Here is a 19,376-nt window from a genome sequence, read left to right on the forward strand (position 1 = left end):
TGAACGACCGATTGCCGTCTACCCATGGACTGGCCATATCCCGCCCATCGCCTGGCTTGTCTTCTACGCCTCGGAGGTCCCAGGCGGCCCGGTGAAGTGGCGTGCACCGGTCAGGACGAGCAGCGCCAGGACGGCCGGCGCCGCGTTCGCGAGCCGGAACTCGCCGGTGGAACCGAGGACTCCGCTCACCGCGCCGCCGGTGACGACGCCCGCGTAGTTGAAGAGGTTCAGCCGGGCCAGCACCGTCTCCGAGGCGGCGGGCCGCAGCCGCGCGGCGGAGGCCAGACACAGCGGGGCCAGCACCGAGGCCCCCAGCCCCACCCCGCCCGCCGCCAGCACGGCGACCGGCCAGCTCGGGGCCGCGGCCATGCCCACCAGGGCGCCCGCCACCACCAGGGCCGCCGCCCGGACGACGGCGACGCTGCCGACCCGCTGCACCAGCCGGTCCACGGTCACCCGGCCGACGACCGTGCCCGCCTGGTACGCCGCGTACGCCATCGGCGCCACCGAGAGCGAGGCGTCGAGGGTCTGTCGCAGATACACCGCCGACCAGGCCGACACGGTCGAGTCCACGACGTAGACGACGAGGAGGACCAGCCCGAAGGGGAGGAGCCGCAGCCACAGCCCGCGTCCCAACGGCGGTTGCGCGGACGGCTCTTGGGAGGGAGGGGAGGCGGAAAGCGTGTGGGTGCGCAGGCAGGCCGCGACGAGCAACAGGACGCCCGCCTGCACGGCCAGCCCGTCGCCCACCGGCCGGTCCAGCCGCGCCACCCCGGCCGTGAGCAGGGCCGCGAGCACACCACCTGCGCTCCAGGCGGTGAAGAAGGACCCGAAGACGCTATGGCCGTAGGCGCGTTCGATCGCGGCGGCCCGGGTGTTGATCCCGACGTCGAGGCCGCCGACGGCGAGGCCGAAGAGGACGTACGCGCAGATGACGGTCTGCGGGCCGGGAGCCCAGCCGATCAGCGTGAGCGCGACGGCGGCCGTGAGCAGGGCCCCGCGCACCGTGGCGACGGGGCCGGCGACGCGGACCGCGGCCAGGGCCAGGAAGCTGCCGACCCCCGCCGTCAGGGCCACCCCGACCAGCGTGGCGGTGGTCAGGAGCGGGGACAGTCCCAGGTGTTCGGTGACGGCCGGGACGGTCGTGTACACGGCGGCGACGGACATGCCCTGTGCGGCGAACGCGAGGGTCGTCGCCCTGCGGGCACCGGCCCGGTCGGCGGGGCGTCCGACCCGGGCTCGGCCCGGAGTACTGACTGACATGCGCAGACCGTAGTCAGCCGTGACGGGGTGGACGCAGGACGTCGGGGGCCGTTGAGGGGACTTTGGCGGCCAGCACCCACGACCGGTGGCGCCCCCATGCTTACGGTGGTCGCCCACGAGGAGGTGACCGCGATGTTCCCTGCCCCCGCCCCGGCCGACCCGCCCGGGACCAGCCGCAGCACGTCCGCCACGATCCAGCCGAACATCCTGCGCTATCTCGTCATCGTCGCCGACGCGCGCGGCATCGACCTACGGCCCCTGCTGAACGAGGTCGGCCTCGACGAGACGGTGATGAGCTCCGCCGCGCTACGGGTGTCGTACCGGCAGGGCAGCGCGGTGATCCGGCGCGCGGTGGAACTCACCGGGGACGAACGGCTCGGCCTGCGGGTCGGCGCGGCCCAGCACCTGACCGCGTGGGGGCTGCTCGGCTTCGCGCTGCTCGCCGACGACACGCTCCGGCACGCCATCGAGACCGGCGTGAACTACCAGAACCTCTCCGGCGCGATGACCGTGTGGTCGACCGGACTCGGCGAGGACGGCGCCTTCGTCCTGCGCGCCGACCTCCCCGACCCCGCCGTCGACCCGAGCGTGGCGTCCTTCCTGATCGAGGAGGGCTTCGCCTCCGTGATCACGCTGTCCCGACTCGCCGTCGGCCCGGACTTCGCCCCGCGCGTGGTGGAGTTCTCCGCGCCGCCACCCCGCCAACGCGAGTTGTACGGCGCCCTGTTGGGCTGTCCGGTCCGCTTTCGCGCCCCGGCCGACCGGATCGTCATCGACCCCGCGTGGGCCCGCGCCCGGATGCCCGGCCGGGACCCGGTGACGTACGCCTCGACCCTGGAGACCCTCGACGCCCAACTGGCCTCCCGCACCGGCCGGCAGGACCTCCTCGAAGTGCTGGAGGTGTCCGTCGCGCAGAGCCTCCCGGTGATCCCGTCCTTCGGCGAGCAGGCCCGACGGCACGCGACGAGCGAACGGACCCTGCGCCGCAGACTCGCCGACTGCGGCACGACCTACGAGGCACTGGCCGAGGGCGTACGCCGGGAACGCGTCGAACAACTGCTGCTGCGCCCGGAGTTGACCCTGCGTGAGATCGCGCACCGCGCGGGCTTCTCCGACGAACGGGCCCTGCGCCGCGCGGTACGCCGCTGGCACGGCACCTCCCCGGTCCGGCTGCGGGAGCAACTGGTCCGGGCGGCCGAGCACCGCGAGTGACCTGGTCAACAGGGCACTGTCCAGGGCGTGTTCGCGCGCGCACCGGTCAACGGGTGCGGATCCAGACCGTCTTCTCCCGCGTCCACTGCTCGAAGGCGTTCGTCGACTTCTCCGCGCCACCGAACCCCGACTGCTTCCAGCCGCCGAAGGGCGTGGTGATGTCCCCCTCGCTGTACGCGTTGACGGACACCACCCCCGCCTCGATGCCCCGCGCCAGCCGCAGCGCCGTGTCGAGATCACGGGTCCACACGGACGCGGCGAGCCCGTACTCGGTGGCGTTGGCCTTCCGTACCGCCTCGTCCTCGGAGCCGAAGGTCTCGACGGTGACCACGGGACCGAACAACTCCCTTGTGAGTACGGCGCTTTCGGCGGGGGCTCCGGTGATCACGGTGGGCGGGTAGTAGGCGCCGTACGCGGGCAGCCCGTGGGGGAGCCCCGCGGTGTGGATCCGGGCCCCGGCCGCCCGCGCGGCCTCCACGGCGCCGGCGACCCGGTCGAGGGCGGCGCGGTCGATGAGCGGTCCCTGCCGGGTGCGCGGGTCGGCCGGATCGCCGATGAGCAGCTCCCGTGCCGCCGCGACGAACCGTTCCACGACCTCCTCGGCGATGCTGTGATGCACCAACACCCTTGAACCGGCGGTGCAGTTCTGCCCCGTCGTCAGGAACGCGGCCTCGATCATGTCGCCGATGAGCTCGTCGCCGTAGGAGAGCGCGTCGGGCATCAGGAGTTGGGGGCTCTTGCCGCCCATCTCCAGGGAGACGCGCTTGAAGTTGCTGTCGGCGGCGGCCTTGAGGATGTGGCGGCCGGTGGTGGTGGAGCCGGTGAAGGAGAGGGCCTGGACGAGCGGGTCGCGGGCGAGGGCCGCTCCGGCTACCCCGCCGTGGCCGGGCAGAACGGTCAGTACGCCGTCGGGGAGGCGGGCCTCGGTGGCGAGGGCGGCCAGGTGCAGGGCCGAGCGCGGGGTCGCCTCGGCCGGTTTGAGCAGGAGGCAGTTGCCGGCGGCGAGGGCGGGGCCGAGCTTCCAACAGGCCATCGCCAGGGGGTAGTTCCAGGGGAGGATCGCCGCGCCGACGCCGACCGGTTCACGGGTGACGAGACCGAGGGCGTCGGGTCCGCTCGGGGCGACCCGGCCGAAGACCTTGTCCGCCGCCTCGGCGAACCAGCGGACCGACTCGATAGCGCCCGGCACATCCCCCGTACGGCACTCGGTGATGGGCTTGCCCGCGTCCTCGCTGTCCAGCCGGGCGAGGAACTCGGCGTCGCGTTCCATCAGGTCGGCGAGGCGGAGCAGTACGGCGCTCCGCTCACGAACCGGGAGCCGCGACCACACCCCGGAGTCGTGGACGTGGCGGGCCTGTTCGGCGGCCTTGGTGACGTCGTCGGCGCTCGCGGCGGGGAGGGCGGCGAGCGGCTGACCGGTGGCGGGGTTGACGATGGTCAGCGTGTCGTTCGTGGTCATGCCTCCTCCACCAACTCCCAGCGGCCGTCGGTCTGTCGGGCCAGTCCGCGGCTGCGGAGTTCCTCCAGATAGCGGGCCATGCCGCGGTCACCGCGCCTGCGGAACAGGGGGAAGACCCTGGGCAGCAGGTTCGGCACGAGCATGGCGCAGCGCACCAGCAGGGACTCGCCGGACCGGGGGTAGGCCTCCAGACGGGGCCGGTCCAGCAGACTCACGACGGCGTCGACGACGTCTCCCGGCTGTTGCGGCTGGTCCTGGAACTGCATCGAGTTGCCGCCGTCCACCGCCTCCTGGCGCAGCATCCGGGTGTCGGTCGCCGAGGGCAGCACCGACCCTGCCAGGATGCCCTTGCCCCGCAGATCGAGGCCGATGGCGAGCATCGCGCCGCGCAGCCCGAACTTGGACGCCGTGTAGATCGGGGTCTCGCCCAGCGGGAAGATCCCGCCGAGGGAGACGGTGGTGACCACGCGGGCGTCACGGGAGGCCTTCAGCAGGGGGATCGCGATCCGGGTGGCGACCAGCGGGGAGGTCAGATTGAGGGAGATCTCCCGCTCGATGCTCTCGACGCTGCGGACGTCGAAGCGCTCCGAGCTGGTCATGCCCACGTTGTTCACCAGCACGTCGAGACGGCCGTAGACATCGGCGATCCGCGCGAACAGCCGCTCCAGCTCGGCGCGTTGGAGCAGATCGCAGCCGATGCCCGTGTGCCCGGCGCCGGGCAGTTCCGCGGCCACCTGCTCGGCGCGGACCCCGTCGATGTCGACGACGACACAGCGGGCGCCGCCCGACGCGAAGCGGTGGCACAGCGCGCTGCCGATGCCGCCCGCGCCGCCGGTCACCAGCACGACCTTGTCGGTGAAGTCGAACCGGCTCATGCCGTCGCCTCCACGCGATGCGCGGACCGCACCGGCGGTGCCTGGCCCTCGGTGCGCCAGCCCATCTGCCGGGCGACCTTGCCGAGGTACTTCACGAACGCCCCGCTGTCGACGTAGCCGGTGTGGCGGGGCGAGTCGACGAACCTCAGCCCGCCCGACAGGTCGGGCCGGTCGGCACGGACCATCTGCGTGAACCGCTCGGCGCTGGGCAGACCATGACGTGCGTCGCTCAGATACCCGGCTATCAACTGCGCCTGGGTGTCGAAGAGTTGGTACGCGCCGGAGTTGGTCTCGACGAACCCGATGCCGAACAGGCCCCGATGCTCCCGAGAGAACGACGACAGATACAGGTCGGGATGCTGCTCGTCCCCGAAGTACCGCTGCGCGACCGGCACTTTGTGCACATAGCCGGTGGCCAACAGGATCAGGTCGAAGTCGTCGCTCGTGCCGTCCGTGAAGTGCACGGTGCTGCCCTCGGCGCGGGCGATGCCGGGCCGGGCGGTGATGTCGCCGTGCTGGAGGTGGTGGATCAGCATCGAGTTGATGGCGGGGTGGGTCTCGAAGAGCTTGTGGTCCGGCTTCTGCAGGCCCAGTCGGGTCGGGTCGCCGTTGACGATCCGCAGCAGTCCACCGAAGACCCGCTGCGCGAACCACATCGGCAGGTGCGGCCCGCTGTTGGCGATCGTGTCCACCGGCCGCCCGAACAGATGCTTCGGGATGAACCAGTACCCGCGCCGCATGCTGATCACCGCACGGTCAGCCGTCCGGGCCGCGTCGCACGCGATGTCGCAGCCGGAGTTCCCCGCGCCCACGACCAGCACCCGCTTGCCGCGCAGCTCCTCCGCGCTGCGATAGCCGGCGGTGTGCCGGACCTCCCCGGCGAACTCGCCTGGAATCTCAGGGATGTTGGGACTCCACTGCGAGCCCGTGCACACCACGACCTGCCCGTGCAGGCTCTCCCGCCCGTCGGCCCGGACGACCGTCCAGGTGCCGTCCGCGTTCTTCTCCACACTCTCCACGCCCACGCCGAACTCGATCCGGTCGCTCAGCCCGTAGGCATCGGCGAAGGACCGCAGATACGACAGGATCTGCCGGTGCGGCGGATAGTCCGCGAAGTGCTCCGGCATCGGGAAACCACCGAAGCCCGACAGGGTCCGGCTGGAGATGAAGTGGGCCGACTCGTACATCGGGCCGCCCGGGTTCTCGATGTCCCAGATACCGCCGAGCCCGGTGTGCCGCTCCAGATGCGTGTACGGCAGCCGCCGCTCGGCCAGCGCCCTGGCGACGGCGAGCCCGGCAGGCCCCGCCCCGATCACACACGTGTCCAACTGGCTGTCTTCCTTCACGAGCCTGCCTCCTCGTTCGTCCCGTTCCACGGCTGGTGGAGGAACCGTATGCACGCGCTGAGCTGCGGGAACTGACCCGCGCGGCCAGAGACCGGACCTCAGCGGCCGGGGTGTGGCCGGGGGAAGGCAGGTGGGGTGCGAACCTGACTTGAGCGGTCGACTGGTTCGTAAGACTCAGTCGCTATAGCGGGCCCATGGCTCATGTGTCCGCGGCCGAGCGCCGTGGGTCATCGCCAAACCGCTGCTGACCGTAGTGGCCGTCACCGGCATCCTGGTGACCCTCATGCTTCCCGCCGCCGACCTGCGCCTGGCCCTTCCCGACAACGGCTCCGCCCCGCACGCCTCCACCCAGCGCACCGCCTACGACACGATCAGCGCCGAGTTCGGCCCCGGCTTCAACGGCCTCCTGCTCGTCCCGGCCGAGAACAACGACCGTACGGCCACCGCGAGTTCACAGGTCGGTGCCCAAGTGGCGGCGAAACTGCGGACCTTGAAGGACGTCAAGGCCGTCCTGCCGCCCCAGCCCACCAGCGACCCGACGCAGAGCGTCATCACCGTCCTCCCCGCCTCCGGCCCCGACAGCGTCCGCACCGACCGGCTGGTCCGCGAGATCCGCGAGGAGTGGGCCCACACCGGCCGGGCCCGGCAGTCGGTCGTCGACGGCGCACGGCGCAGCGTGCGGGTCGTCACCGCCGCCGCCCTGATCATGTTCACCGTCTTCGCCGTCCGCATGACACTCGTACCGGCGGTGCTCGCGCTCGCGGGCCGGGGCGCCTGGTGGCTGCCGGCCTGGCTGGACCGGATCCTGCCCGACCTCGATGTCGAGGGGAGAGCGCTCCTGAAGGCAACACCGGTACAGGGGACGGGAGATGAGCCTGTGGGTGTGGGTGCGGGTGGGGTGCCTGGGAACTTCGGGAAGTGACGGGCCGTTACGCAAAGACCGCTTCTTGGGGCGGAGTTGAAGAAGATTTCACCCGAGCCCCGAGTGTGCAGGCCGATCGCCCGAGTCACCCAGACCGCCCAACGCCCCTTCCATCAGCACCCGTTCACTCCCGATCACCCGCAATCGACCCCGGAGGCCCGAACGATGACCCGGATCCACCCCCACGCACACTCCCGGCCCACCCGGCGCGCCCTGCTCGGCGGCGCCGCCCTGACGGCCCTCGCGGTGACCACCGGAACGGGCACGGCAAGCGCCAACTCTTCTGCCCCACAGGCAAGTTGGCCGACCGAGTTCCCGCTGCCCAATGCCTTCCTCCCCGAGGGCATAGCCATCGGCAGCAGGCCGTACGCCTATATGGGCTCCCGTGCCAACGGCGCCATCCTCCGCACCGACCTGCGCACTGGCGAGGGCGAGATCCTGTCCCCGGGCGCCACCGGCCTGGTCTCGGTCGGGCTGAAACTGGACCACGACGGCCTGTTGTACGTTGCCGGCAGCACCGGGGTCGCCAGAGTCGTCGACTCGCGCACCGGCGAGGTCCGGACGAGCTATCAACTCACGCCGTCCACCGGCCACTTCATCAACGACGTCACCCTGCTCGGCGACCGCGCCTGGTTCACCGACTCGCTCGACGCGGTGCTCTACGGCGTACCGCGCGGCCGTACGGGCGAGGTCACCGCCCTGCCGCTCACCGGCGACTGGGTGCAGACCCCGGGCGTGAACAACGCGAACGGCATCGTCGGCACCCCGGACGGGCACGGCCTGATCGTGGTCAGCAGCAGCCCCGGCAGGCTCTACAACGTGTCCCTGAAGACCGGCTACGCCACGGAGATCGGCCTGAGCGGGGTGTCGGACGTGGTCAACGGGGACGGGCTCTTCCGGATCGGCCGGACCCTGTACGTCGTCCAGAACCGGCTGAACCGGATCAGCGTGTTCGACCTCGACGCCAAGGCCGTCACCGCGACCCTCCGCCGTACGATCACCGATCCGCGCTTCGACGTCCCGACGACCGCCGCCCGCTTCGGCAACCGGCTCTATCTCGTCAACGCCCGCTTCACGACCCCGCAGACACCCGATACGACGTTCACCGCCGTCGCCGTGTCCATCTGAGACGGCCGCGGGCGGGGCTCCGGCACGATGTGCCACGTTTCAAGTGAGCCCCGCCCGCGGACAGTTCGTGCTTCAGCCGTTCAGCCGTTCAGCGGTTCGGCGTCGGGTCAACTGCCGCTACGGCGACGGCGGTTGACGGCTGCCCGGCGGTGTCAGCACCGGCCACCGCAGTCGTCGTAGACGCTGACGCCTGTCGCGGGCGCAGCAGCAGGACGCACACCAGCGCGGCGAGGAGCGTCAGCGACCCGGCCACGACCAGGCACAGGCGCATGCCGTCCAGGAAGGAGTCGCCCAGAGCGCCCAGGGCCCGCCCGGTGTCCGCGCCGAGGTTCAGATGGGCGACGGCGCCCAGGCCGTTGGCGTCGGCCGTGGCGACGATGGTCCGCTGGGTCTCGCCCGTCACCCCGGCGTCGGTGAGGTGCCCCGGCAGGGTGTCGAGCGCCTTGGTGGAGAGCAGGGCGCCCAGGACGGCCGGGCCGAGCGCGCCGCCGACCTGCCGGAACGCGTTGTTGCCGGCCGCCGCCATGCCCGCCTGCTGATACGGCACGGAGGCCACGGCGGTCGCGGTCATCGGCGTCACGACGGTCCCGATGCCCAGGCCCAGCAGCGCCAGCCGCCAGGCGATGGACGCGAACGACGTGCCGGCGTCGACGCCGGTCAGCGAGAACAGCGCGGCGGAGATGACCAGTAGCCCACCGGTGATCAGGACGCGCGGAGCGACCCGGTGCATCACCCGTCCGACCGGTGCGCCGACCACGATCGCCGCCGCGCAGACCGTGAACAGCCGCCAGGCCGCCTGGAGCGTGTCGAGCTGCTGCACCAGGCCGAAGTAGAGGCTGAGCAGGAAGAAGAAGCCGATCAGCGCCAGGAAGGTGATCATCGCGACCAGCGTGGTGGCGGTGAACGCCGGGCTGCGGAACAGCGTCAGATCCAGCATCGGACTGTCGCTGCGCCGCTCGGCGAGCACGAACGCGACCCCGCCGGCCACCGCCGTGAACAACGCCACCATGACCTTGACGTCCGTGAAGGAACCGGCGCCGCCCTCGATCACGCCGTAGACCAGCGCGGTGATGGCGAGGGTCGCGGTGAGCTGGCCGGGCCAGTCCAGCTTCCGGCCGTGCGGGGCCCGCGAGTCGGGCAGCAGACGGGCGGCGACGGCCAGCGCCAGCAGCGGGACCGGGACGGAGATCAGGTAGATCCAGCGCCAGGTGGTGTGGTCGAGGATGACGCCGGCGATCAGCGGACCGACGGCCAGCGCGGCCATCAGGGCGGTCGCCCACAGGCCGATGAACTTGCCGCGCTCCCGGTGGTCGGGCACCGCGTGGCTGATCAGCGCCAGCGTGGTGGGCAGCAGGGTCGCCGCGCCGAGACCGGCGAACGCCTGGCCGATCCACAGCACCTGCACCGACTGCGCGCACAGCGCCACGGCGGCACCGGCGGCGGCGAACAGCAGGCCCGCCTGGAACACCTTCTTGCGTCCGCGCACATCGCCGAAGACACCGGCGGTGAGGATGAACGCGGCCATGGGCAGGACGAACGCGTCCTGGACCCAGGACAGTTGGGCGGTCGACGCGTTCAGCGCCGCCTGGATGGCGGGCAGGCTCACGGCGACCGTGGTCACCGGCAAGTAGGCGACGAAGACGCCGAGGCAGGCCATGACGAGGGTGGCCGCCCGCCGGTCGGGCCGACCGCTCGCCGGGGTCGTGACGTTCACGGGGAACTCTCCTTGCTTCGGTGCGATGCCCTCGAACAGGCACGCGCCCCAGGATCGGCTCCGGCATGGACAATCACCAACGCAGGACCGGGAAGCGACCGGAAACCTCCATGCCACTCATGAACGGTGTCAGACTTCCCCCATGACAGACGAAGTCGACGGGAAAATCCTCCGCGCGCTCCAGTGCGCGCCGCGTGCCTCGTTCCGGCTGATCGGCGAGGTGGCCGGGGTCTCGGAGCAGACCGCCGCCCGTCGCTTCCACGCCCTGCGCCGCTCCGGCGTGATGCGGGTGGTCGGCCTGGTCGACCCCGCCGTCCACGGCGACGCGCGCTGGATGGCCCGGATCCGCTGCCGCCCCGACCGGGTCGGCCCGCTCGCCGACGCGCTCGCCCGCCGGCCCGACATCGCCTACGCGGGCCTCGCGTCCGGCGGTTCGGAGATCATCTGTGTCATCAGCGCGCCGGTGCACGTGCGGCGCGACGACGTCCTGCTGCGCCAACTGCCCAAGTCTGCCTCGGTGTTGGACGTCAGCATCGACCTGCTCATCCATCCCTTCGGCACATCCGGCCGCAGCGACTGGACGGGCCACGGCGGCCGGCTCACGCCCGAGCAGATCCAACTCCTCGTCGGCGAGCGGCCGTTGACCCCCGCTGGACCACCCGCACGCCTCACCGAGGAGGACACCCCGCTCCTCGACGCCCTCGCGGAGGACGGCCGCGCCACCCACACCCAGCTCGCCGACGTCACCGGCTGGTCCACGGCCCGCGTCGCCCGCCGCCTGGACGCCCTGGAGAACTCGGGCGCCCTCCTCTACGACGTCGAACTGCTCGCCGCCCGCCTGGGGTTCGCGCTCAACGCCACCCTGTGGCTGCGCGTCGCCCCGGCCCGCCTCGAAAGCGTCGGCGAGGAACTCGCGGGCCACGACGAGGTCGCCTTCGCCGCCGCCATCAGCGGCGACTCCAACGTCATGGTCGTCGTCATCTGCCGCGACACGGAGGACCTGTACCGGTATCTGACCACCAAGGTCGCCGCCGTCACGGGCATCGACGGCTACGGCGTGAGCATCCACGTCGAACGCCTGAAGCAGGCGACCTCGCTCATCTCACGCGGACGGCTGGTGCCCACGGCGTTCGCGTAGTGCGCGCGGCCGGAACGCACGGAGCCGGATCACCCGCGGCGGCGGATGATCCGGACCGGTCTGAACTGCCGTACGGCGCTTGCCACTTCGCCGCTACGGCGGCGGGGTCAGCGCTTCGTGTAGATGAAGCCGACCTTGTCCAGCTCGTCACCGGAGCGCCCGTGGAAGCCGGCGATCTGCCAGCCGGACGGGGCGGTGCGGGTCACACAGTCCGAGGTGGTGGTGCCACCGGCCAGGGTGTTGCCCAGGTTGGTGGTGAACTTGGCGTAGAAGATCCGCGTGGTGTCGCTGTACTTGCCCTCGCAGAGGTACGCCGAGGTCACGTACTCGCCGCTGCCCAGCGTCAGCGAGGACGCGGTGCCGCCCGTACCGCCGTGGGTGAGCGTGGTGCCGTTGGCGAGGGTGACGCCGACCTGGTCGACGCGGGAGCCGGAGCGCAGCGAGATCTTGGTGGCGCGGGCGGCGGCCGGGACGCTGGGAATGTCCTGGTAGTAGTCGCCGTGCGGGCCGCCGAACTGATCGCTGAGCTGGAAGTCCGCGCTCTGCGACCAGGTGAAGCCGACCGTGATCGGGTCGTGGTCGGAGAGCATCAGCCCGTCCGAGGTCAGGAACTTGGCGTGCTCGTTGTTGTACGAGGTCGCGTTCAGCGTGACGAGTTTGCTGCTGCGGTAGAGGACCTTGTCCACGACCTCGCAGGTGTTGGGGACGGTGGCACCGGTCTGGTCGCACAGCAGGGTGTCGCTGCCCTTGGCCGGCGCGACGCCGCCGCGGATCACCTTGACCCAGGCGTCGGTGAGACCGTTGGCCGCGCCGAACTCCGCGATCGTGTCGGCGGTGCGGGTGTAGCGGGTGTTCGTGTCACCCATCACCACGACGGCGTTGCCCGCCGAGTGGGTGCTGATGAACGAGGTGAGCTGGTTGAGGTTGTCCGCGCGGGAGGCCTCGTCGCCGTCGTTCGTACCCGCGTTGGTGTGCAGGTTGTAGAAGTCGACGTACACACCCTCGGAGAGGCGCTCACGCATGAACGTGAAGCCCTTGGGGGTCAGGCAGTCGCCCGAGTCGATCTGGCAGGAGTTCCAGCCGACCCGCTCGAAGTCGTCGCCGTCCCAGGCGTAGTTGGAGACCGTGTTGAGCCCGCTGCCGATGCCCGCGCCGCCGCTGGTCGCGGTGCGGTAGGGGTGGGTGTCGGTGGAGTACAGGTAGGCGTGGTAGTTGAAGTCCTCCTGCACGTTCACGATGTCGTACGGGGCGATGCGCGTGCCGATCGCGGTGGTGCTCGTGTCGCGCGGCGTCGAGGCGCTGGACAACCACTCCGGCAACCCGGCGACGTTGTAGCTGAGCACACTGAAGCTGCCCGAGGTCGCGGCGGCGGCCGGTGTCGCGGCGGCCACCGTGAGCCCGCCCAGGGCCGCGGCAGCGGCCGCCAGACAGGCGAGAAGTCTGCGCATGGGGAAGTGCCTCCTGCGGAGTGACAGAGGGGGAGGGTGAGGGTGTTGCGGCGGTCACGCCAAAATGTAGCGACAAGCGCTTGCTATGACTCCCCCTCAACCGCACTGAATCTGGAATTCCGGGTGACCGGCGGATGGCCAAGTCCCGTTGCGTGCCCGTTTGTTGTCAGTGCGGGGGGATACGGTCCTGGCCGGTGTCGCACGGGGACGGGGACCAGATCAGGGCGAAGGATCCGAGCGAGCTCCTTGCCGCCAAGATGTGGGGGCGCTCGGGGCTTGGAGCGTGAGGCTTGGAGCGTGAGGCGTGGGGCTTGGGTTCAGAGGGGCGCGGTGGCGAGTGCTACGGGCGGGACGGGAGGTCGGTCCTCTCCGGTGGTCGGCGGTGACTGCTACGCCCGGGGTGGGAGGCTGACCCTCCGGGTGTCGGTGGTGACCGGGGCGGCCGGGATGGGGGACGTGCCCCCGGTGGTCAGCGGTGACTGCTACGGCCTTCGGCGGTGATCCTTAAGGTCGCGCCAAATGCCGCATGGTCAGCGCCAGTTGGAGCCGTAGCCGTCCCTGTGGGGTCCGTACCGGCCAGCCCAGCAGGGACTCCGCGTGGGTCAACCGGTCCTGGAGCGTGGAGTGGTGGACGTTGATCTCGGTCGCCGCCGCCCGCAGGCTCGTGGTGGTGGCGACCGCGTTCAGCGTGGCCAGCAGCCAGGGTGTGTGCACCGCCGCCGCCTCCAAGTCGCGGACGTCGGGGGGCGGTTCGGCGCCCGGTACGACGAGTTCGGCGAGGAGGGCGATGCCGCCGAGTTCGTCGGCGTGCACGATGCGCCGGCCGGGGTCCTGTGCGGTGCCGTCGGAGGTGAAACGGAGGGCGGTGCGGGCGCCGGCCCAGGAGCGGGGCAGGTCCAGTACGGGGACGGCGGGGCCGATGCCCAGTCGTCCTGCGGGCAACTCGGTCTCGGTGTGCGGTGGTTGGGCGCCGGCGCGGTCCGGGGCCGTCTGCGGATCGCCGTCCGGGTGCGGGGCGAGGGGGACGGGCCGTACGCCCGTGTCCCGGGGTGCGGCGACGACCCGGGGCGGTCCGTCGGGCCGGGCGACGACCCGGACCCGGGTCGCGGGGTCGGCGGGGTCGAGGCCGAGACGGCGGGCCGCGTGCAGCCGGGCCGCCTCGGGTGCCGTCGGGTCGAGAAGGGTCTCGATCAACTCGGGGTCGTCGAGGGGAACCCGGCCCCGGGTGCGATCGAGCACGATCCGTACGGCACCGGCCGCCCGCTCCAGGATCACCGCGTCGACGACACTGGGCGCCGCCAGCGCCGTACGCTCCAGCCAGAGCGCGGAAGCCCCGCCCGGCGTCAGCGCGGCGGACGGCCAGGCGGGATCCGGCGGTGACGCGCTGTCCCTGCGCGTACCGTCCGCCTCGACCCGCACCCGGACCCGCCGCTCGGCGTCGACCAGCCGCGCGGCGCACCCGGCCAGCACCGCCGCCCCACGCACCAGCGCCTCAAGCCCGGCCCGCGACTCGGCGAGCCGATCGAAGTACCCGATGACCCGCACGGCGGCACCGGCGTCCGGATCCAGCGCGGTCAGGCGCCCGGCCAGCTCTTTCATGTGCCCATGGTGCGGCATGGAACGGGTGGAGTGGAGGGATGGGGGCGGGGGAGTGTGCGGGGGCTGTCTTCGGAGCGGCGCAGGAGCTTGCCCGGGGTGCTGGTCGTGCACGGCAGGCCGGTGTGGTGGGCCCCTGCGGTCAGCCCGACGGCACGCGCTCCGGGCGGTGCGTTGTGGGGTTGTCGGGGAGGGGGGATGGGTTGCGGGGAGTACGGGCGAGCTGTTTTCCGGTGTGCTGCTCGTGCATGGCGGACTGATGCCGCCGCAGCGGGCGTTCTCCACAGTCGCCGTGTCAAGGAACTGGCGGGGGAGAGCGCGCGACGGGACACGGGCACGGTGCACGGGTCGGCTTCCGTGTCGGCCGCCCCCGACTCGTGGTCGGCGTCCGGTCGAATTCGACGCCGTCCTCCGGTGACGCTCCGGCTGTCCAGCGGCCACGTAGCGGCCACCCAGCGGCAGTCCCCAGCCTCCCTCCGTACCGAGGACCGTCCGGCGCTCCGGCTGTTTCGGACCCCGTTCCGGCCAACCGGGGATCACCTTCGGAGCGCCCATGAGTCACTGTCGCTGAGGCCCCCGTACCCTTCTCCGTGCCCGTAGGCGACTCACCAGGATCCCCGCAGCCACCCAGGCGGTGCGCCCGGTCGAACCGCGGCGACGGAGCACACCCGTCTCACCCCCAGCCGTACCCCCGCCCCCGCTCAAGCCGTCGCCAGCAACCTCCGCAGCCAGCTCACATGTGCCGCCCGGGCCGCCTGGGACACCGCCGCCTGGGGAGCGAAGCCGTCGAAGCCGTGGAAGCCGCCGGGCCAGACGTGGAGTTCGGCGATGCCGCCCGACTGCCAGAGGCGGGACGCGTAGGTGACGACCTCGTCGCGGAAGGTCTCCGCCGAGCCGACGTCGAGGAAGGCCGGGGGCAGACCCGTGAGGTCCTCGGCCCGGGCCGGTGCGGCGTACGGCGAGACGTCGGGGCCGCCGCGGCGGTCGCCGAGGAGGGCGGTCCAGCCGGTCTCGTTCGCCGTGCGGTCCCAGACGCCGACGCCGACCATCTGGTGCGCGGACGGGGTGTCGTTGCGGTCGTCGAGCATCGGGCACAGCAGCAATTGCCCGATCGGGCGCGGTCCGCCGCGGTCCCGGGTGAGCAGGGCCAGCGCCGCCGACAGCCCGCCGCCGGCGCTCGCGCCCATCACGACGATCCGCTCCGGGTCGCCACCGATCTCCTTCGCGTGCTCCGCCGTCCACAGCAGCCCGGCGTACACGTCCTCGATCGGCGCGGGATGCGGATGTTCGGGCGCCAGCCGGTACTCCACCGACACGACCACCGCGTCCAGTTCCCGCGCGTACTCCAGTGCCCCGGTCACCCCCACCCGCCGGTCGCCGAGCACCATCCCGCCGCCGTGCACGTGGTAGATGACGGGCAGCGCGCCCGCCGTCGCCGGGGCGGTCGGACGGCAGACCAGCAGCGTGATGTCGGGTTCCCCGGCCGGCCCCGCCACCTCCCTGTCCTCGACGGCGAAGGCCCCGTCCAGAGTGAGGTCCATCTGCATCGACTGCGTGATCGCCGGGCCCCGGCGGATCTCGTCGATGTCCTCCAAGGTCATCCCCGGTGAGATGAACTCCCGGATCAACTCCAGCGCTCCGGCGAGTTCCGGGTCGAACGGGGGCGGGGGCGGGACGGACGACGTCATGCGCTTCTCCTGACACTGGGCGCTGCGGCTCGTACGGTCATACTCCGCGCGTATGCCCCGGATCAGCCCACCGCCGTACGGCGGAACCTCTCCGCCGTACGGCGGGTGCCTTGCCAGCACGTGATCTGTTGTTCACCCGAGGGACGTGGAAGTGATCCCTCGTGTCGACAACGATGTCCGAACTGGCTTGGATCACCCCATCCATGCCATGGACCACCTCCCCCCACCCCCGCACCAGGAGCACCACCCGTGAACATCTCCCTGACCGGCTGGCTGCTGACGATCGCCGCCCTGTGCGCACTCGTCGGCGTCGACTTCCTCATCGGCCGCAAACCCCACGACGTGTCCATCAAGGAAGCCGGCGTCTGGACCGTGATCTGGGTCGTCCTGGCCTGTCTGTTCGGGCTCGGAATCCTGATCTTCGGCGGGAGTGGGCCGACCGGGGAGTTCTTCGCCGGGTACATCACCGAGAAGTCGCTCAGCGTCGACAACCTCTTCGTCTTCGTGCTGATCATGGGCAAGTTCGCGGTGCCCTCGCAGTACCAGCAGCGTGTCCTGATGGTCGGCGTCCTCATCGCCCTGGTGCTGCGCGCCGGCTTCATCGCGGCCGGCGCCGCGATCATCTCCACGTTCTCCTGGGTGTTCTACCTCTTCGGCGCGTTCCTGATCTGGACCGCCTGGAAGCTGGTCCAGGACGCCCGCAAGGGTGCACACGAGGAGGAGTACGAGGAGAACAAGCTCCTCAAGATCGCCGAGCGCCGCTTCGGCGTGGCCGACCGCTACCACGGCACCAAGCTGTTCATCACGGAGAACGGCAAGCGGATCATGACCCCGATGCTGGTCGTGATGCTCGCCATCGGCTCCACCGACGTGCTCTTCGCGCTCGACTCGATCCCCGCGATCTACGGCCTCACCCAGGACCCGTACATCGTCTTCACCGCCAACGCCTTCGCCCTGATGGGCCTGCGGCAGCTCTACTTCCTCATCGGCGGCCTGCTGAAGAAGCTCGTCCACCTCAGTTACGGCCTGTCGATCATCCTCGGCTTCATCGGCGTCAAACTGGTGCTGCACGCCCTGCACGAGTCCGGGGTGCACGTCCCGCAGATCTCCATCCCCTTCTCTCTCGGCTTCATCGTGCTGGTCCTCGCGGTGACCACGTTCACCAGCCTGCGCGCCACGAGGACGCAAAGCGCTTGACTTCGAGAACGCTCGAAGACCTACCGTCACGAGGGACGGTGAAGGTCCGGGGGAACTGTGGAACGGAGTCGGACATGCGGGTCGGCGTACACATCAACCGGTTCAACCATCCCGGAGGGCCGGCCGCGATCGGGCCCGAGCTGGCCGCGGCGGGCGCCGCTGCCGAGGCGGCGGGCGTCAGCTGGCTCTCGGTGATGGACCACTACTTCCAGATGGAGTTCAACGGCGGCGCCGAGGACGCCATGCTGGAGGCCTACACGACGCTGGGCTTCCTGGCCGGCCACACCTCCACGGTCCGGCTCGGCGCGCTGGTGACCGGTGTGACGTACCGGAACCCGGGGTTGCTCGCCAAGATCGCCACCACGCTCGACGTCCTGTCCGGCGGCCGGGCCACGCTGGGTATCGGGGCGGCCTGGTACGACCGTGAGCACCACGGTCTCGGCGTGCACTACCCGCCGGTCGCGGAGCGTTTCGAGCGGCTGGAGGAGACCCTGCGGATCTGCCTCCAGATGTGGGACCCGGAGGCGAACGGCCCCTTCGAGGGCAAGCACTACCGGCTGGCCGAGACCCTGTGCGTGCCCGCGCCGGTCAGCAGCCCGCACCCCGAGATCATGATCGGCGGGGGCGGCGAGAAGAAGACACTGCGCCTGGTCGCCCAGTACGCCGACGCCTGCAACCTGATCGTGTCGACACCGGACGAGCTGCGGCACAAGCTCGATGTGCTGCGGGGTCACTGTGATCGGCTGGGGCGCGACTACGACCGTATCCGCAAGACGATCGTCCACACCGGCGAGTCGGTCACCACGGGGGACACCGAGGCCTTCCTGCGGGAGATCACCGGCTTCACGAAGCTCGGGATCGACACGGTGATCCTGGGCCCGCGCACCGGGGAGCCGGCCGAGTGGATCGAGCGGTTCGTGGCACCGGCGGTACCGCGCCTGGCCGAGCTGGACTGACGTGAACCGACGTGAAAGGGGCCGGAGTTCACAGGACTCCGGCCCCTTTCACGGTGAAGCGGGGTGCCTCGATCAGACGGCGACGGCCTCGCCCGCGTGGCCCTTCAGCTGGGAGAGGACCTCGGTCAGCTGGGCGACGACCTCGGCGTCCTCGGACGGGTGGGTCTCGGCGAAGCGGACCACGGAACCGGGGATCGAGAGCTTGAGCTCCTCGATGACCTTGCCGCCGGCGATGCCCACGGCCTTGCGGGCCTCGTCCTGCGCCCACACGCCGCCGAACTGGCCATAGGCGGTGCCGACCACGACGACCGGCTTTCCGCCGAAGCCGCTGGCGCCGTAGGGGCGGGACAGCCAGTCGATGGCGTTCTTCAGGACGGCCGGGATGGTGCCGTTGTACTCGGGGGAGAAGAAGAGGAACCCGTCCGCGGCACCGGCGGCGGCGCGCAGCTTGGCGGCGGCGGCCGGGACGTCGCCCTCGACGTCGATGTCCTCGTTGTAGAACGGGATGTCAGCGAGACCCTCGAAGATCTCGATGTCGGAGCCCTCGGGCGCGAACTTCACGGCGGCCTCGGCGAGCTGGCGGTTGTGCGAGCCGGCACGCAGGCTGCCGACGAGCGCGAGGATACGAACAGACATGGAGACTCCAAAGGGGGGCTGAAACACTGCTGTAACGATCCGGACCGAGGTCCGTTTAAAAGTTGTACCAGCCTAAGCGGACCGCGGTCCAGTTTTCTTCCCGGTGCTTTACGCTGTCTTCATGTCCAGCGCCCTGCCACCCTTCCCGAAGCCCGAGGAGTCCATAAGCGAACCCCAGTTGCTGGAGGTCCGCTCCTTCGCCGACAACCCCTGCCTGCGCGCCGACGCGGCCCGCAACCGTGCCAAGCTGCTGGAGGCCGCCGCCCGGCTGATCGCCGAGCACGGCGTGGCCGGCGTCACCATGGAGGCCGTGGCCGCCGCCGCCGAGGTCGGCAAGGGAACGGTCTTCCGCCGCTTCGGCGACCGCACCGGCCTGTTGATGGCGCTGCTCGACCATTCCGCGCAAACGCTCCAGGCCGACTTCCTCGGCGGCCCGCCCCCGCTGGGCCCCGGAGCCCCGCCCGTCGAGCGGCTGCGCGCCTTCGGTGTGGCGGTGCTGTACCGCAGTGCCGAGCAACTGGACCTGCAACTGGCCGCCCAGCCGGAGCCCACCCGGCGGTTCGCCCACTCCGCGCTCCGGGCGCTGCACACCCACGTGATGATGCTGCTGCGGCAGATCGTGCCGGACGCCGACTGCGAACTGCTCTCCCAGACGCTCATGGCGTATCTCGACCCCGCCCTGATCAATCATCTGACCAGGCAGTGCGGGATGCCGATGGAGCGGCTTGAGGCCGGCTGGATCGACCTCGTCGCGCGCGTGACCCGGACGCCAAATCCCTGCTGAATCAGCTCTGTTGA

General features: G+C 71.1%; 16 protein-coding genes. 7 read left to right on the forward strand and 9 right to left on the reverse strand.

Annotated elements, in window-relative coordinates:
* Nucleotides 1-63: 63 nt before the first annotated feature.
* Entirely contained in the window at nt 64-1,263 is a 1,200-nt protein-coding gene (locus tag ACIRRY_RS04470; protein WP_403967785.1) for an MFS transporter, read from the reverse strand.
* A 132-nt stretch (nt 1,264-1,395) separates the two neighbouring features.
* Between ACIRRY_RS04470 and ACIRRY_RS04475 the strand changes: the two genes are divergently transcribed.
* Entirely contained in the window at nt 1,396-2,475 is a 1,080-nt protein-coding gene (locus tag ACIRRY_RS04475; RefSeq protein ID WP_403968349.1) for an AraC family transcriptional regulator, read from the forward strand.
* Nucleotides 2,476-2,521: 46 nt separating this feature from the next.
* Here the strand turns inward: ACIRRY_RS04475 and ACIRRY_RS04480 are convergent, their stop codons facing one another.
* The 3 genes from ACIRRY_RS04480 to ACIRRY_RS04490 are packed head-to-tail and all read right to left on the reverse strand — an operon-like array spanning nt 2,522 to nt 6,155.
* Complete coding sequence (locus ACIRRY_RS04480) at nt 2,522-3,934, reverse strand: aldehyde dehydrogenase family protein (protein ID WP_403967787.1); 1,413 nt, start codon at nt 3,932-3,934, stop codon at nt 2,522-2,524.
* Nucleotides 3,931-4,809: an SDR family NAD(P)-dependent oxidoreductase gene (locus ACIRRY_RS04485; protein WP_403967789.1), complete on the reverse strand. Its 879-nt coding sequence runs from the start codon at nt 4,807-4,809 to the stop codon at nt 3,931-3,933. The genes ACIRRY_RS04480 and ACIRRY_RS04485 overlap by 4 nt, the downstream gene beginning before the upstream one ends.
* On the reverse strand, nt 4,806-6,155 hold the full coding sequence (locus tag ACIRRY_RS04490) for a flavin-containing monooxygenase (RefSeq protein ID WP_403967791.1): 1,350 nt from the start codon (nt 6,153-6,155) through the stop codon (nt 4,806-4,808). Before ACIRRY_RS04490 ends, ACIRRY_RS04485 begins: the two co-directional genes overlap by 4 nt.
* Nucleotides 6,156-6,408: 253 nt before the next feature.
* Here ACIRRY_RS04490 and ACIRRY_RS04495 point away from each other — a divergent pair, with 253 nt between their 5' ends.
* Entirely contained in the window at nt 6,409-7,077 is a 669-nt protein-coding gene (locus ACIRRY_RS04495; RefSeq protein ID WP_403967793.1) for a hypothetical protein, read from the forward strand.
* Nucleotides 7,078-7,242: 165 nt separating this feature from the next.
* Nucleotides 7,243-8,205, forward strand: coding sequence for an SMP-30/gluconolactonase/LRE family protein (locus ACIRRY_RS04500; RefSeq protein ID WP_403967795.1), 963 nt, complete (start codon nt 7,243-7,245; stop codon nt 8,203-8,205).
* Between the two features lie 88 nt (nt 8,206-8,293).
* Here the strand turns inward: ACIRRY_RS04500 and ACIRRY_RS04505 are convergent, their stop codons facing one another.
* Nucleotides 8,294-9,919 carry an MFS transporter gene (locus tag ACIRRY_RS04505; RefSeq protein ID WP_403967797.1) on the reverse strand — a complete coding sequence of 542 codons (1,626 nt, stop codon included), beginning with the start codon at nt 9,917-9,919 and terminating at the stop codon, nt 8,294-8,296.
* Between the two features lie 142 nt (nt 9,920-10,061).
* Between ACIRRY_RS04505 and ACIRRY_RS04510 the strand changes: the two genes are divergently transcribed.
* Complete coding sequence (locus ACIRRY_RS04510; protein WP_403967799.1) at nt 10,062-11,057, forward strand: Lrp/AsnC family transcriptional regulator; 996 nt, start codon at nt 10,062-10,064, stop codon at nt 11,055-11,057.
* Nucleotides 11,058-11,164: 107 nt separating this feature from the next.
* Here the strand turns inward: ACIRRY_RS04510 and ACIRRY_RS04515 are convergent, their stop codons facing one another.
* From ACIRRY_RS04515 to ACIRRY_RS04525, 3 genes are all read right to left on the reverse strand, one after another.
* On the reverse strand, nt 11,165-12,505 hold the full coding sequence (locus tag ACIRRY_RS04515; protein WP_403967801.1) for a jacalin-like lectin: 1,341 nt from the start codon (nt 12,503-12,505) through the stop codon (nt 11,165-11,167).
* A 504-nt stretch (nt 12,506-13,009) separates the two neighbouring features.
* Complete coding sequence (locus tag ACIRRY_RS04520; RefSeq protein WP_403967803.1) at nt 13,010-14,104, reverse strand: PucR family transcriptional regulator; 1,095 nt, start codon at nt 14,102-14,104, stop codon at nt 13,010-13,012.
* Nucleotides 14,105-14,802: 698 nt separating this feature from the next.
* Nucleotides 14,803-15,789 (reverse strand): alpha/beta hydrolase, encoded by a 987-nt coding sequence (locus ACIRRY_RS04525; RefSeq protein WP_403967805.1) that lies wholly within the window; start codon nt 15,787-15,789, stop codon nt 14,803-14,805.
* 249 nt (nt 15,790-16,038) lie between these two features.
* On the opposite strand from ACIRRY_RS04525, the gene ACIRRY_RS04530 reads away from it, so the two are divergent.
* Both ACIRRY_RS04530 and ACIRRY_RS04535 read left to right on the forward strand, forming a co-directional pair.
* Nucleotides 16,039-16,986, forward strand: coding sequence for a TerC family protein (locus tag ACIRRY_RS04530; protein WP_403967807.1), 948 nt, complete (start codon nt 16,039-16,041; stop codon nt 16,984-16,986).
* Nucleotides 16,987-17,060: 74 nt separating this feature from the next.
* Entirely contained in the window at nt 17,061-17,942 is an 882-nt protein-coding gene (locus tag ACIRRY_RS04535; protein ID WP_403967809.1) for an LLM class F420-dependent oxidoreductase, read from the forward strand.
* A 72-nt stretch (nt 17,943-18,014) separates the two neighbouring features.
* Here ACIRRY_RS04535 and ACIRRY_RS04540 read toward each other — a convergent pair whose 3' ends face one another.
* Entirely contained in the window at nt 18,015-18,578 is a 564-nt protein-coding gene (locus tag ACIRRY_RS04540) for an NAD(P)H-dependent oxidoreductase (protein WP_403967811.1), read from the reverse strand.
* 103 nt (nt 18,579-18,681) lie between these two features.
* Here ACIRRY_RS04540 and ACIRRY_RS04545 point away from each other — a divergent pair, with 103 nt between their 5' ends.
* Complete coding sequence (locus tag ACIRRY_RS04545) at nt 18,682-19,362, forward strand: TetR/AcrR family transcriptional regulator (protein WP_403967813.1); 681 nt, start codon at nt 18,682-18,684, stop codon at nt 19,360-19,362.
* Nucleotides 19,363-19,376: the final 14 nt, after the last annotated feature.

Origin of the sequence: Streptomyces sp. NPDC101776 (genome assembly GCF_044766845.1) — a bacterium.
Taxonomy (GTDB): Bacteria; Actinomycetota; Actinomycetes; order Streptomycetales; family Streptomycetaceae; genus Streptomyces.